This window comes from Streptomyces sp. NPDC002088 (assembly GCF_040296605.1).
GTDB lineage: Bacteria > Actinomycetota > Actinomycetes > Streptomycetales > Streptomycetaceae > Streptomyces.
The window spans coordinates 113,232-127,871 of the sequence record NZ_JBEOXO010000011.1 but is presented as its reverse complement, the minus strand read 5'-3'; the positions used below and the strand labels follow the sequence as shown (position 1 = coordinate 127,871).

The following is a 14,640-nucleotide window of genomic DNA, read 5'->3' as shown; positions in this document are numbered from 1 at the left end:
AGGCGGAATCGAGTCCTGCCATCTACCTCGCACACGTTCTTCACACGCCCTGCCGCTCCCCTGTCAGGTTGCGGAAGGGCTGCTCAAATGCGTGCGAAAGCCTGCTCGATGATGTCGAGGCCCTCGTTCAGGAGGTCCTCGCCGATGACCAGCGGGGGCAGGAAGCGGAGCACGTTGCCGTAGGTGCCACAGGTCAGGACCAGCAGGCCCTCCTGGTGGCAGGCCTTGGCCAGGGCGGCGGCCGCCTCCGGGTTCGGCTCCTTGGTGGTGCGGTCCTTGACGAGCTCGATGGCGATCATCGCGCCGCGGCCGCGGACGTCACCGATGACGTCGAACTTCTCGGCCATGGCGGCGAGGCGCGCCTTCATGATCGCCTCGATGTTCTTCGCCTTGGCGTTGAGGTCGAGCTCCTTCATCGTCTCGATCGCGCCGAGGGCACCCGCACAGGCCACCGGGTTGCCGCCGTAGGTGCCGCCCAGGCCGCCCGCGTGCGCGGCGTCCATGATCTCGGCGCGGCCGGTGACGGCGGCGAGCGGCAGACCGCCCGCGATGCCCTTGGCGGTGGTGATCAGGTCCGGGACGATGCCCTCGTCCTCGCACGCGAACCACTGGCCGGTGCGGCAGAAGCCGGACTGGATCTCGTCGGCGACGAAGACGATGCCGTTGTCCTTGGCGAACTTGCTGATGGCCGGAAGGAAGCCCTTCGCCGGCTCGATGAAGCCACCCTCACCGAGCACCGGCTCGATGATGATCGCGGCCACGTTGTCCGCGCCGATCTGCTTGTTGATCATGTCGATGGCCTGGGCGGAGGCCTCGGCACCGGCGTTCTCCGGGCCGGTCAGCCAGCGGTAGCCGTACGCCACGGGCACGCGGTAGACCTCGGGCGCGAACGGGCCGAAGCCCTGCTTGTACGGCATGTTCTTCGACGTCAGGGCCATCGTGAGGTTCGTGCGGCCGTGGTAGCCGTGGTCGAACACGACGACCGCCTGGCGCTTGGTGTACGCGCGCGCGATCTTGACGGCGTTCTCGACGGCCTCGGCGCCGCTGTTGAACAGAGCGGACTTCTTGGCGTGGTCACCCGGGGTGAGCTCGGCGAGGGCCTCGGCGACCGCCACGTAGCCCTCGTACGGGGTGACCATGAAACAGGTGTGGGTGAAGTCGGCGAGCTGCGCGGAGGCGCGGCGTACGACGGCCTCGGCGGAGGCGCCGACCGAGGTCACGGCGATGCCGGAGCCGAAGTCGATGAGGCGGTTGCCGTCGACGTCCTCGATGATGCCGCCGCCCGCGCGGGCCGTGAACACAGGGAGCGTGGAACCCACACCGGCCGCGACCGCGGCGATACGGCGGGCCTGCAGCTCCTGCGACTTCGGGCCGGGGATGGCGGTGACGACGCGGCGCTCCTGCGGAAGGGCGGTCATGGGGGCTCCCTGATGATCTTGCGGACCGGAGATTCCGGGTGGGCGTTTTCGGACGCTTACCTTCTTTTCTCGCAGGCTAGGACGGGGAGGGAGGGGTGGGCATGCTCCATGTGGGCGTTTTCGGCGGCTCCGGTTGTCCGTCGTGGACATAGAGGAGCGGCGGTGTGTCACCGCGGGCCCGGCCGCGTAAGCGGTGAACTCCCCCTGCGGGGGCATTAGATTGGCTCGCTGACGGTGGACGGAGCGGCTGGTCAGGGGGCAGGGCGATGGACAGCGACGGGACGCAGGACGCGCGGAGTACGCATGCGGGTCCGGTGCCGCGCCCGGCCGGGCCACCGGACGTGCCGGCTACGCCGAAGGCGCCGGGGGTGCCGCCACCGCCTGCGCGCGCCCCGGAGGTGCCGCCACCGCCGTCTCGCGCCCCGGGGGTGCCGCCCCGGCCGGCCGTCGCCGACTGGCTGAACGAACCCCGACCGGAGGCCCGGCCCGGGATCTGGCGGTTCGGATACCGCCTGCCCAGGGCCGCCCGGGCGGCGGAACGGCTCGCCCCGGTCACCATCGTCGGCGTGCTGGTCCCGTTGGTGGTCGCGCTGATCCTGTGGTCGCTGTGGCGCCGCGGCAGCGTCCCGTACCAGTGGGCTCTGCTGCGGCTGTTCACCCCGGACGACTGGTGGTGGGGCGGCACACTGGCCTCTCCCAAGGGCATGCAGGGCGCCGAGGCCAGGGTGGTCTACGACGGCGTCTTCTTCGCCGTGCTGGTGTACGCCATGGGCCGCCTGGGCAGCTGGGGCGACATCGTCCGGCACGTGGTCACCCGGCGCGAGCAGCCCGCGCGTGCCTTGATCGCGGCTCTGGGCGCCCTGGTCACGCTGAGCTTCGTCTTCCCGAGTGCCTTCCCCGGCGTCGGCTGGGACGCCCTGCCCGTCGTGGACCCGCTGTTCTCCCTCGTCGTCCTGATCACCGGCGGCTACGACGTCTTCACCTCGGCGTTGACCACGGACGCGCTCTACGCCCTGATCACCCTGCTCGTCCTGTGGCCCTTCGCCAGGATCGGCGGCTGGTGGCCCCTGGCGCGGACCTGGCTCGCCGCACGCAGCCGCGGGGCGGCGGACCGGGCCCCGCAGCCGGCTCCCGACGAACCCCGGGCGCGCTGGCCCGAGCTGCGCGAGGCCGGGCAGCACGAAGCGGCGGACGTCCTGACCGCCGAGGTGCTCGCCGGCCGTATGAACGACGTGGACTGCGCCCGGGTGGAGCACGCCTGGAAGCAGGCCAGGAGCCAGGCGCGGCCGACGGCCTTCACCGACGCCGTGCTGCACCAGGGCGCCGCCGCGCTCACCCACCCCTCCGGCGCCCGCGACCTGCCCGGCCGCGGCGCCCGGCACGACCTGCTCGCGGGGCAGGTGCGCATCGGGCGGTGGGCGAGCGGGGACCGTACGCCGCTCGCGTACGGCGGGGTGGGTGCGGCGCTCGGGCCGGAGACGCTCGGCACGTCGCTGCTCGTCGTGGGGCCGTCGGGGGCCGGCAAGACCCGGCACGTGATCGCCCCGGTGGTCGAGTCCCTCGCCCTCCAGGCGCTGACCGGCCGGTGCGCCGTGGTCGCCGTCTGCGCCGCCGGGACGGCACTCGGCCCGGACTCGGCGTTCGACGTCGTGGTGCGCGTCGGCGACCCCAGGTCCGTCCACGACCTGGACCCGTACGCCGAGTCCGACGATCCCGACGAGGCGGCCGCCTTCCTCGCCGAGGCGCTGGTCGGCGACCTCGACACCGTGGGCGCCCAGCGGGCGGCGACGGCGCTCGCCCAGCTGCTCGGCCCGTACCGGGCGGCGTACGGCGCGTTCCCGTCCCTGCCGGTCCTGCGGGAGCTCCTGGAGGGGGAGCCGGCGGTGCTGTCGGCCCTGCGCGACGCCCTGGTGGACGAGCGGCACGCCGCGATGCGCCGGGAGCTCGAGGCCCGGGTCCGGCAGACCGGCACCCCCGCCGACCCCGCCCCGGCCCTCGCCGACCGGCTCGCCCTGCTGGACCGGCCGGCCTTCGCCGACTTCTTCGGCGCGGGCGACGACACGATCCGCCCGTTCTCGCTGCGCGCGGTGGCCCACCACCCCCTCCGCGTCCGCATCGACCTCCCCGAGCACGGCCATGAGGAGGCGTCCCGGCTGATCACGCGGCTCGTCCTGGCCCAGTTCGCCGCCGTCGCCCGCGACGGCGACCGGGCGCACTTCGCCGGACTCGTCCTCGACGACGCCACCGGCACGGTCACCACCGAGTCCGTGCGCCGGATTCAGCGCCTGCGCTCGCAGAACGCGGGCGTCGTGCTCGCGCTGCGCACCGTCGCCGACGTCCCCGAGGCCCTGCACGGGCCGCTGTACGGGGCGGTCGGCTGCCGCATGGCCCTCTCCGGGGTCACGACCTGGGACGGCAGCCGGTTTGCGTCCGCCTGGGGCACCGAGTGGGTGGAGACGCGGGACGTGGCCAAGCACACCGTCTTCGCGGACCAGCCGATGACCCGCGCCATCCACGCCCTGCGCAAGCTGGTGACGGGCAAGGCGGTGACCACGGAAGCGGTGACGGTGCGCCAGGTCGAGCGGGAGCGCTGGTCGGCGTCCGAACTCGCGCACGGGGTGCCGCCGGGGCACGCGGTGCTGTCGCTGACGACGGTGCGGGGCGACCACGCGCCGCCCCTGCTGGTGGATCTGAGTGACGGACGGGCAGCTCGGGGCCACTGAGCTGCACGTCCGTACGTACGGTCACGCAGTGACCGTACGGTGAGGCAGAATCGGCATAGGTTGTTCATACGTAGCGGCCAAAAGATCGCAATGATCACATGGACCACACGGACCACACCGAACACACCGAACACACCGACCTGAAGGCCTCATGCCCCCCACGCTCGCCTCGCTCGTCCACCACTCCGCGCTCAAGCTGACCGTGCGGGCGGGCGAGGACCGCCTGGACGTGCCCGTCCGGTGGGCGCACGTCAGCGAACTCGCCGATCCCGTCCCCTACATGGAGGGCGGAGAACTGCTGCTGATCACCGCGCTGAAACTGGACGCGGAGGACCCGGAGGCGATGCGGCGGTACGTGAAGCGGCTGGTGGGCGCCGGGGTGGTGGGGCTCGGCTTCGCCGTCGGGGTCAACTACGAGGAGATCCCGAAAGCGCTCGTCGACGCGGCCGGGCAGGAGGGGCTGCCGCTGCTGGAGGTGCCGCGCCGCACGCCGTTCCTCGCGATCAGCAAGGCCGTCTCCGCCGCGATCGCCGCCGACCAGTACCGCGCCGTCACCGCGGGCTTCGCCGCCCAGCGCGAACTGACCAAGCAGACGCTGAACTCCGGCCCCGAGGGCCTCCTCGCCGCGCTCGCCGCACAGGTCGACGGCTGGGCCGCGCTGTACGACGCCTCGGGCGCTGTCGTCGCGACCGCGCCGGAGTGGGCGCTGCGGCGGGCCGCGCGGCTCACGGCGGACGTGGAGCGGCTGCGCGAGCGGCCCGCCCCGGCCTCGTCGGTGGTCGGCGGCCCCGGGAACGAGGACCGGGTCGAGCTCCACTCCCTCGGCACCGGCAGACGTCCGCGGGCGGCGCTCGCCGTGGGCACGGCCGCGACCCTCGGCACCGCCGAGCGGTACGCCGTCCACTCGGCCATCGCGCTGCTCACCCTGACCACCGAACGGTCCCGGTCGCTGCACGCGGCGGAGCAGCGCATCGGCGCCGCCGTGCTGCGCATGCTCCTGGCCGGGGAGCCGGACCACGCCCGGGCCGTCGCCGGGGACCTCTACGGCGGGCTGCTCGACGCGCCCTTCCGGGTCATCGTCGCCGAGTCGGCGTCCGCCTCCGCCGCTGCCGCACGCGCGCACGCCGACGCGCACGCGCGCGTGGCCGCCGGCAAGCCGTCCGCGGCCGCGCTGGCCGCCGCCGAGGCGAGCGGTGATCCTCTTGCCGGGCTGGCCGAGACCGCCGAGTCCGCGGCGGCGCGGTCCGGGGAGGCCGTGCTCGTCGTCCCGGAGGGGGAACGGCTGGTCGTGCTCGCCGTGGACGGCGGCGCGGCCGTGGCGGCGTGCGGGGAGTACGCGACGGCGCTGGAGGCGGCGCGAGCCGCGGGCGCGCGGGAGCATGCGGCCGGCGGCGAGGAGGACGAGCTCGTCGTGGGGCTGTCCGCGCCGGCCGGGCCGATCGCGGCCGCGGCGGCGTACAAGCAGGCCGAGCAGGCGCTGTCCGTGGCCCGCCGGCGCGGGCGGGTGTTCGTGGAGCACGAGCAGCTCGGCGCGGGGTCCGTGCTGCCCCTGCTCGCCGACGACGCGGTGAAGGCGTTCGCGGACGGGTTGCTGCGGCCGCTGCAGGAGCACGACGCGACCGGGCGGGGTGACCTCGTCGCCTCGCTGCGAGCGTGGCTGTCCCGGCACGGGCAGTGGGACGCCGCGGCGGCGGACCTGGGGGTGCACCGGCACACCCTGCGGTACCGGATGCGGCGGGTGGAGGAGATCCTCGGACGGTCGCTGGACGATCCGGACGTACGGATGGAGCTGTGGCTGGCGCTGAAGGCGACGGCGGGGGGCGGGGAGTGAGGGCAAGCGCGGAGGGGCTGGATTTGGCCCGTCCGTAGCGTCCCGGCCCTGCACCACTCCTACTCGGACAAACGACCCCCCGACCGCCCGGCCCTACCGTGGACGACGAAAGCCAAGAACATCCCCTACGCGGAAGGGCCGGGACTCGCACATGCCCCAGAACAAGAATGTGGGGGCCACCCACGCCTTCTGGCTCGCCGGCCGCCAGGTCACCGGCGAGGACAGCTTCGACGTCACGTCCCCGTGGGACGGCCGCCTCGTCGGCAAGGTCAGTGTGCCGACGGACGCCCAGGTCGAGGAGGCCGTGGCCGCCGCGTACGCCGTCCGCGAGGACTTCTCCGCCACCCCGGCCCACGTGCGCGCCGCCGCCCTCGACCACGTCAGCAAGCGCCTGGTCGAGCGCACCGAGGAGATCGCGCAGCTCATCTCCGCCGAGAACGGCAAGCCGATCAAGTGGGCCCGCGGCGAGGTCGGCCGCGCCGTCTCCGTGTTCCGGTTCGCCGCCGAGGAGGCCCGCCGCTTCAACGGTGGCGAGGCCCAGCGCCTCGACACCGACGCCGGCGGCCAGGGGCGCCTCGCCCTCACCCGCCGCTTCCCGAAGGGCGTCGTCCTTGGCATCGCGCCCTTCAACTTCCCGCTGAACCTGTGCGCCCACAAGATCGCCCCGGCGATCGCGGCCGGCGCGCCGATCATCCTGAAGCCGGCGCCGGCCACCCCGCTCTCCGGCCTCATCCTCGGCGACCTGCTCGCCGAGACCGACCTGCCGGCCGGCTCCTGGAGCATCCTCCCGGTCTCCAACGACCGTATGCCCGCCCTCGTCCAGGACGAGCGCCTGCCGGTGATCTCCTTCACCGGTTCGGAGAAGGTCGGCTACGCGATCATGGACTCGGTGCCGCGCAAGCACTGCACCCTGGAGCTGGGCGGCAACGGCGCCGCCGTCGTCCTCGGCGACTTCGCGAGCGACGCGGACCTCGACTGGGCCGCGACCCGTATCGCCACCTTCTCCAACTACCAGGGCGGCCAGTCCTGCATCTCCGTGCAGCGGGTCATCGCGGACGCCTCCGTTCACGACCGGCTCCTGCCGCGCATCGTCGCCGCCGTCGAGGCGCAGGTCACCGGTGACCCGAACGACGACAAGACGGACGTCGGGCCGCTGGTCAGCGAGGACGCCGCCAAGCGCGTCGAGTCCTGGGTCGACGAGGCCGTCGCCGCCGGTGCCGCCCTCCTCGCCGGTGGCAAGCGCGACGGTGCCTCGTACGCGCCGACCGTCCTCACCGACGTACCGTCCGACGTCACCCTCTCCTGCGAGGAGGTCTTCGGGCCGGTCCTCACCGTGCAGAAGGTGGACGGCGAGGCCGAGGCGTTCGCCGCCGTCAACTCGTCCAAGTACGGCCTCCAGGCGGGCGTGTTCACGCACGACCTCCAGGCCGCCTTCCGCGCCCACCGCGCCCTGGAGGTCGGCGGTGTCGTCGTCGGCGACGTGCCCTCCTACCGTGCCGACCAGATGCCGTACGGCGGCGTCAAGCAGTCCGGTGTGGGCCGCGAGGGCGTGAGGTTCGCGATGGAGGACTACACGTACGAGCGCGTGCTGGTGCTCACGGGCCTGGCCCTCTGATCCACCTCGCACACACCCCGAAGGGGCCCGGCACCGACCCATTGTCAGGTGCCGGGCCCCTTCTCTGCGTCAGCTTCGTCCGGACCCTCAGCCGGAGAAGCCGACGTGCGCGAGCCGCAGCGGGCCGCGCAGCCTGAGGTGCAGGTCGTGCACGCCCTCGGCGGCGATTCCGGCGCTGAGGGTGGTGTAGTCGTACGGGCCGGACGTGGGCGTCGCCGGCGTCAGGACGGCGAGCGGTGTGGTGCCGTCGAGGGACAGCTCGACCACGCCCTCGCCCGCCACGGTCACCGACACCTCCGTGACGCCGTTTCCGAAGTCGCAGTCGCGGTAGACCAGTTCACCGGTACCGGCCGTCGTGGGCGTCACCGCGTCGCCGGACGCCTTCGTGCGGTCGACGATCTCGATGCCGCTCTGCTCGTCGAAGTCGGCCGCGGCCAGACCACGTTCACGCACCCGGCGTGATGCGGCCGGCTCGCCGTCGAGTGTCACGGTCGTACGGAGCCGGACGTCCTCGCTGGAGGCGCCGACGAGGAGCTCGTACGGGCCCGGTTCCAGGCGCCACCGGCCCTGCGCCACGTCCCAGAACTCGAAGGCGGAGGAGGGGGCTTCGAAGGTCACCTCCGTCGTCGCGCCGGGGGCCAGCGTGACCCGGCGGTGTGCCGCCAGCGCGCGGCGCGGGCGGACCACCGACGGGTCCGCGGCGCGGACGTACAGCTGGGGGACCTCGTCGGCGGTGACATCGCCGGTGTTGGTGACCGTGAAGGATACGTGGACTGCGCCGTCGGTTCCGTCCGTGACGCTCGCCGACAGGTCCGCGTACGAGAAGGACGCGTACGACAGGCCGTGGCCGAAGGGGAACAGCGGGGTGCCCTCGAAGTACAGGTACGTCTGGCGGGCGCCGATCACGTCGTAGTCGAGGAGCCCGGGCAGGTCGGCGTCGTCGGCGTACCAGGTCTGCGGCAGGCGGCCCGCGGGGGAGACGTCGCCCGCCAGGACCCGGGCCAGGGCGGTGCCGGCGGCCTGGCCGCCGTGCGCGGTCCACAGCACGGCGGACAGGGCGTCCGGTTCGACCGCGTAGGGGTACGCCGAGACCAGGGCCAGCACCGTGCGCGGGTTGGCGGCCCGGGCGGCGCGCAGCAGCCGCTCCTGGTGGGCGGGGAGGCGCAGCGTCGTACGGTCCTCGGTCTCGCGGCCGTTGATGTGCGGGTCGTTGCCCGCCACCACCAGGACGGCGTCGGCTTGCGCGGCGGCCCGGGCCACCGCGTCCTCGCCGCGCTCGACGACCACGAGCTCCCAGACTTCCGGCTCCGCCTCGAGTTCCGGATTCTCGTCGGCAACCTTCACGCCGTCGGCGGCGACAGAGACGTGCCGACCCGTACCGATGTGCTTCAGGAGGTGACCGTTTTCATGGGGTTCGAGACGGAACGTCTCCTGGACCACCCAGCCGCCGGGTTGGTCGGCGGCGGCGCGGACGTAGCCGTCGTCGGCGACCGAGAGATAGCGGCCGTCGGGGGCGCGCAGGGTGAGGACGCCCTCGCCCCAGTCGATCAGCGCCAGCTCCGTGCCGGTGGCGTCGGTGGTGAGCGGGGGCAGGTCGGTGCGGCCCGCGAGCAGGGCCGGGTCCAGGGCGCCCTCGGCGCCACGTACCTCGTCGTCGGCGCCGTCGGCGGCCTGGACGTGCAGGAACGTCCCCGCGGAGGTCTTCAGCAGCACCCGGTCCACGCCCTCGGCGAACTCGACGCGCTCGGCGCCGAACCGCTCGTACAGGGCCTCCAGGGGAGTGGAGCGGTGGATGAGTGTGCCGCTGTACCAGTCGAGCTTGCACTCGTCGGCGAGCAGGCCGACCACCGCGAGGCGGGTGTCGGGGGCGAGGGGCAGCACGCCGTCGTTCCCGAGCAGCACGATCGCCTGCTCGGCGGCCTCCTGGGCCAGGGCGCGGTGCGCCGGGGTGTCGAAGTCCCCGGTGTCCGCGTGCGGGTCGTGGTGCGGGTCGAACTCGCCGAGGCGGAAGCGGACGGAGAGCTGGCGGCGCACGGCGGTGTCGACGTCCGCCTCGGTCAGCAGGCCCTGCTCCAGGGCTCCCCGGACCCGGGCGGTGATCTTCGAGCCGTCGGTGCCGTGGTCCGTGAAGCTGTCGACGCCGGCGAGGACCGCGGCGGCGGTCGCCTCCTCGTGGGTGTCGAAGTAGTGCTCGGAGTCGACCAGGTTGGACGGGGCGCCCGCGTCCGAGCAGACCAGGAGGTCCTCGTCGGTCCAGGCGCGCAGATGCTCGCGCAGGTACGGCGAGACGTGGTTCGGGCGGCCGTTGACCAGGTTGTAGGCGGGCATCACGCCGGCCACCGCGCCCGCCTCGACCGTCTCGCGGAAGGCGCGCAGGTCGTACTCGTGCAGCACGCGCGGGCGCACGGAGCTCGACGAGGTGTCCCGGTCGGTCTCGTTGTTGTGGGCGAGCCAGTGCTTCAGGACGGGTGCGGTGCGCCAGTACGTCGGATGATCGCCGCGCAGACCGTGCGTGTACGCCGTGGCGATGGCCGAGGTCAGCTTGGGGTCCTCCGAGTAGCCCTCCTCGTTGCGGCCCCACAGGGGGTGGCGCAGCAGGTTCACGGTCGGGGCCCAGACGTTCAGGCCCACGCGGTCGTCGCGGGACCGCATCGCGCGGGTCTCCTTGGACACCGCCTCGCCGACCCGGCGTACGAGCTCGGTGTTCCAGGTCGCGCCGAGGCCGACCGCCTGCGGGAACACCGTCGCCGGGCCCATCCACGCCACGCCGTGCAGGGCCTCCTGGCCGGTCCGGAACGCGGCGATGCCCAGACGCTCCACGGCCGGCGCGAACTGGTGCAGGAAGGAGACCTTCTCGTCGAGGGTGAGCCGTCCCAGCAGGTCGTCGATGCGCTTCGCGAACGGCAGTTGCGGATCGCGGAAAGGCGGCGTAGGCGGCGTTTGTGCGGACACGTGGGGATCCCCTTGCGATGGAGCGGTGAGGCGCTTTCGAAGCGCTTCGATGCTCATTCGACCGAGGGGTGGGTGTCAAGACACTTCGAGGCAACAAGTCCGACTCGCGGCCGACATGGCAAGCGGCATATGAACGTGAACGAACGCCGGATACCTCGGAGGAATCTTGGATGCGACCCTTGTGCGCCCCCTCACCTTCACTTAACCTCGCAGCAACATCGAAGCGCTTCGACTACGAGGACGCCGCCGAGAGGCGCGTCTTCCTCGGTCAATGGTCGGAGGACCGCTTCAGCTCAGCCAGTTCCACACAAGACACCACAGCCGACGGCCACCGCCGGGTGTCCTGGTGCGCCATGAAGGGTTGACGCAATGACGCCGAACGCCGCTTCCGCTTCCTCCGCTCCCAGCCGGAGAAGCTTCCTCGCCTCCACGGCGGTCGCCACTGCCGCGGTAGCGGGAGGGATGCCGCTGCTCGCCGCCTGTGGGGGTTCGGACAGCGGATCGCGCGAGGGCACCACGTCGGGCAAGAAGGCCGACAAGATGCTGCCGACGTACGTCGCCAGCACGGTCGCCCAGCCGGACCTCCCGTCGAAGAACGGTTCGGCGGCCGGCTACACCAACAAGGTCGACCTCGCGGCCCTCGCCACCTCGGTCCCGGACAAGCTCGGCACCGGCGCCTCCTTCAAGATCATGTCTCCGTTCTGGGGCACCCCGCCGAAGGCCGGCTGCGCCTACTACACGGCGCTCGACGCCGCGGCGGGCACCAAGGTCACCTGGCAGAACCAGGACGGCAACACCTACGGCCAGAAGCTCGGCGCCGTCCTCGCCTCCAGCGACATACCCGACATGGTGGTCGTGCCGAGCTGGGAGCTGGTCGGCAAGATCTCCAACGCGGTCTCCGCGAAGTTCATGGACCTCGGCCCCTACCTGGCGGGCGACAAGGTCAAGAAGTACCCGAACCTGGCCGCGATCCCCTCCGACTCCTGGCGCATGGGCATCTTCGGCGGCGCGCTGCGCGGCATCCCGATGCCGACCGCGAGCGCGACCTTCAACCCTGCGTACTACCGCAAGGACATCTTCGACAAGAAGGGCTACAAGGTCCCCACCTCGCCCGACGAGTTCATGAGCTGGGCCAAGGAGGCGACCAGCGCCAAAGCCAAGGTGTACGCCTGCGCCGACATGTCGTGGGCCGCGTTCAACATCTTCGGCGTCCGCTCCTCCGGGACGCTCGGCTGGAACATCGGGTCCGACGGCAAGCTGACGTACCGCATCGAGCAGCCCGAGTACCTGGAAGCCCTGGAGTGGGTCCGCAAGCTGTTCGACGCGGGTGTCGTGCACCCCGACGACAAGGCGCGCTCGGGCGACGCGGGCCAGCGCTTCACCGCGGGTCAGATCCTTATGTACAACATGGACATGTCCCAGTGGTACGGGAAGACCGCCGAACAGGCCGCGTCCAACCCGGACTTCGAGATCGAGGCCATGGACTACTTCGGCGCCGACGGCGGCGACCCGCAGCTGTGGGCGAGCCAGCCCGCCAACATCTGGTCGCTGATCCGCAAGGGCGCCTCCAAGGAGACGGTCGAGAACGCGCTGGCCGCCGCCAACTTCGCCGCCGCGCCCCCGAACACCAAGGAGCGGATGTCCGTCGACTACGGCGTCGAGGGCACCCACTACACGGTGAAGGACGGCGTCCCGGTCAAGAACGACCTGGGTAACTCCGAGGTGATCAACGCCTGGGTGATGCTGGCCGCGCCGGCTCCGTACTTCGCCCACCCCGACTACCCCGACATCGCCCGCAAGCAGGTCGAGTGGGAGCAGCGGATGGGTGCCTTCATGAAGAAGACGTCCACGTACGGCATGAACATCGTTGAGCCGACCCGCTACGCGAACCTCTCCAGCCAGTTCGAGCAGCTGGAGATCGACTACGTGCGCGGCAACAAGAAGCTGTCCGACGTGCAGGCCGCCATCTCCACCTGGAAGTCCTCCGGCGGCGACAAGCTGCGCGACTGGTACAAGAAGCTCATCGACAAGAACGGCAGCGGTAACTGATGTCCCTCACGGCCGGGAGCAGGCCCGACGGAACTCGTCCCCCCTCGGCCGTCGAGGAACCGACGGCCGCGGTCGCCACAGTCGTGGCGAAGGATCGGGTGTCGCGCAAGGCAGGCAGGGCGGGCCGGATTCCCTGGCGGATCCGGCTCCGCCGCGACCGCGCGCTCATCCTGATGACCCTGCCCGTCATCGTGCTGCTCCTGCTCTTCAACTACGTCCCGCTGCTCGGCAACGTCGTCGCCTTCCAGGACTACGACCCGTACATCTCCAGCAACGGCATCACGGCGATCTTCCACAGCCCCTGGGTCGGTGTGGAGCAGTTCTCGCGGATGGTCGACGACCCGCTGTTCTGGGACGCCACGCAGAACACCATCGTCCTGTTCGTGCTCCAACTGGTGCTGTTCTTCCCGATCCCCATCGCCCTCGCGCTGCTCATCAACAGCGTGGTCCGGCCCCGGGTCCGGGCCGTGGCACAGGCGATCATGTATCTGCCGCACTTCTTCTCGTGGGTCCTCGTGGTCACCGTGTTCCAGCAGATCTTCGGCGGCGCGGGCATCATCGCGCAGACCCTCGAGGACCACGGGTGGAGCGGCTTCGACCTGATGACCAACGCGAGCCTCTTCAAGTACCTGGTCACCGCGCAGGCCGTGTGGAAGGACGCCGGCTGGGGGATCATCGTCTTCCTCGCCGCGCTGGCCGCCGTCAGCACCGATCTGTACGAGGCGGCCGCCATGGACGGCGCGGGGCGCTGGCGGCGCATGTGGCATGTGACGCTGCCCGCGCTGCGCCCGGTGATCGCGCTGCTGCTGGTCCTGCGGGTGGGCGACGCGCTGAGCGTCGGATTCGAGCAGTTCCTGCTCCAGCGGGACGCGGTCGGCGTGGGGGCCAGCGAGGTCCTCGACACATACGTGTGGAACATGGGTATCCAGAACGGCGACTTCAGCTACGCGGCCGCGGTCGGTCTCGTCAAGGGAGTCATTGGAATCTGCCTCGTCCTGAGTGCGAACAAGTTCGCGCATCTGATGGGCGAGCAGGGGGTGTACCAGAAGTGAGCCTCAACACGCAGCTCATCCGCAGCCTCAAGGCTCCCGCCCGCCCCGCGTGGGAGGAGCCGCCCAAGAAGGCCGGACTCACCCTGAAGGGCGGCTTCCTCGCGCTCTGCTGCCTGGGGGTGCTCGGTCCGCTGTGGATCGTGATCGTCACCAGCCTGTCCCCCAAACCCGTGATCGACCGGGTCGGCGGCCTCGTCGTGATCCCCCAGGGCATCACCTTCGTCAACTACACGGAACTGCTCGGCGGCGGCCAGGTCAGCCGGGCGATCATGGTCTCGCTCGGCGTCACGCTCTTCGGCACGCTGTTCTCGATGACGGTGTCGGTGCTCGCGGCCTACGGCCTGTCCCGGCCGGGCAGTCTGGGCCACCGGTTCTTCCTGATGACCATGATGGCGACCATGTTCTTCGGGGCCGGCCTCATCCCGACGTACCTTCTGGTGCAGTCGCTGGGCCTCACCGACACCTATCTGTCCCTGATCCTGCCGAGCGCGGTCAGCGTCTTCAACATCCTCGTCCTGCGGTCCTTCTTCATGGGGATCTCCCCGGAGCTCACCGAGTCCGCCCGCATCGACGGGGCCAGTGACCTGCGCATCCTGCTCACCATCATCATGCCGCTGTCGCGGGCGGTGCTGGCCGTCATCTCCCTGTTCTACGCGGTCGGGTACTGGAGCGCCTGGTTCAACGCCTCCATCTACCTCACCGACCAGCAGATGATGCCGCTGCAGAACGTGCTCATCCAGCTGGTCCAGAAGAACACCGCGAATCCGACCGGCCTCCAGCAGGCGGTCCGCACGGGTCAGCTGTCCGCCCTGGGACTGCAGATGGCGGTCATGGTCCTTGCGCTGATCCCCGTCGCGATCGCATCGCCCTTCGTCCAGCGGCACTTCAAGAAGGGCATGCTGACGGGGGCGGTGAAGGGCTGATCTTCGCCATCCCGGTGGGGGGCTTCTGAGCGTGGGCGGCTACGGGTCGGTTGTGGCCGGCCGCGCCCGCGCGGCCC

General features: G+C 71.5%; 8 protein-coding genes. 6 read left to right on the top strand and 2 right to left on the bottom strand.

Features of this window, described 5'->3' with window-relative positions:
• Window positions 1-83 precede the first annotated feature (83 nt).
• Window positions 84-1,418: a 4-aminobutyrate--2-oxoglutarate transaminase gene (gabT, locus tag ABT114_RS24135; RefSeq protein WP_351144922.1), complete on the bottom strand. Its 1,335-nt coding sequence runs from the start codon at window positions 1,416-1,418 to the stop codon at window positions 84-86.
• Window positions 1,419-1,684: 266 nt separating this feature from the next.
• Between gabT and ABT114_RS24130 the strand changes: the two genes are divergently transcribed.
• The 3 genes from ABT114_RS24130 to ABT114_RS24120 all read left to right on the top strand — a co-directional run bounded on the left by ABT114_RS24130 (window position 1,685) and on the right by ABT114_RS24120 (window position 7,587).
• Entirely contained in the window at window positions 1,685-4,141 is a 2,457-nt protein-coding gene (locus ABT114_RS24130) for an ATP/GTP-binding protein (RefSeq protein WP_351144921.1), read from the top strand.
• 151 nt (window positions 4,142-4,292) lie between these two features.
• Window positions 4,293-5,972, top strand: coding sequence for a PucR family transcriptional regulator (locus tag ABT114_RS24125; RefSeq protein WP_351144920.1), 1,680 nt, complete (start codon window positions 4,293-4,295; stop codon window positions 5,970-5,972).
• Between the two features lie 169 nt (window positions 5,973-6,141).
• Window positions 6,142-7,587 carry an aldehyde dehydrogenase family protein gene (locus tag ABT114_RS24120; protein ID WP_351145035.1) on the top strand — a complete coding sequence of 482 codons (1,446 nt, stop codon included), beginning with the start codon at window positions 6,142-6,144 and terminating at the stop codon, window positions 7,585-7,587.
• Between the two features lie 87 nt (window positions 7,588-7,674).
• Here the strand turns inward: ABT114_RS24120 and ABT114_RS24115 are convergent, their stop codons facing one another.
• The gene (locus ABT114_RS24115; RefSeq protein WP_351144919.1) at window positions 7,675-10,539 is read right to left on the bottom strand and encodes a glycoside hydrolase family 3 C-terminal domain-containing protein; all 2,865 of its coding nucleotides are present in this window, start codon (window positions 10,537-10,539) and stop codon (window positions 7,675-7,677) included.
• A gap of 369 nt (window positions 10,540-10,908) precedes the next feature.
• Between ABT114_RS24115 and ABT114_RS24110 the strand changes: the two genes are divergently transcribed.
• The 3 genes from ABT114_RS24110 to ABT114_RS24100 are packed head-to-tail and all read left to right on the top strand — an operon-like array spanning window position 10,909 to window position 14,563.
• Window positions 10,909-12,588 carry an extracellular solute-binding protein gene (locus tag ABT114_RS24110; RefSeq protein WP_351144918.1) on the top strand — a complete coding sequence of 560 codons (1,680 nt, stop codon included), beginning with the start codon at window positions 10,909-10,911 and terminating at the stop codon, window positions 12,586-12,588.
• Window positions 12,588-13,640 (top strand): ABC transporter permease, encoded by a 1,053-nt coding sequence (locus tag ABT114_RS24105; protein WP_351144917.1) that lies wholly within the window; start codon window positions 12,588-12,590, stop codon window positions 13,638-13,640. The genes ABT114_RS24110 and ABT114_RS24105 overlap by 1 nt, the downstream gene beginning before the upstream one ends.
• Entirely contained in the window at window positions 13,637-14,563 is a 927-nt protein-coding gene (locus tag ABT114_RS24100) for a carbohydrate ABC transporter permease (RefSeq protein WP_351144916.1), read from the top strand. The genes ABT114_RS24105 and ABT114_RS24100 overlap by 4 nt, the downstream gene beginning before the upstream one ends.
• Window positions 14,564-14,640: the final 77 nt, after the last annotated feature.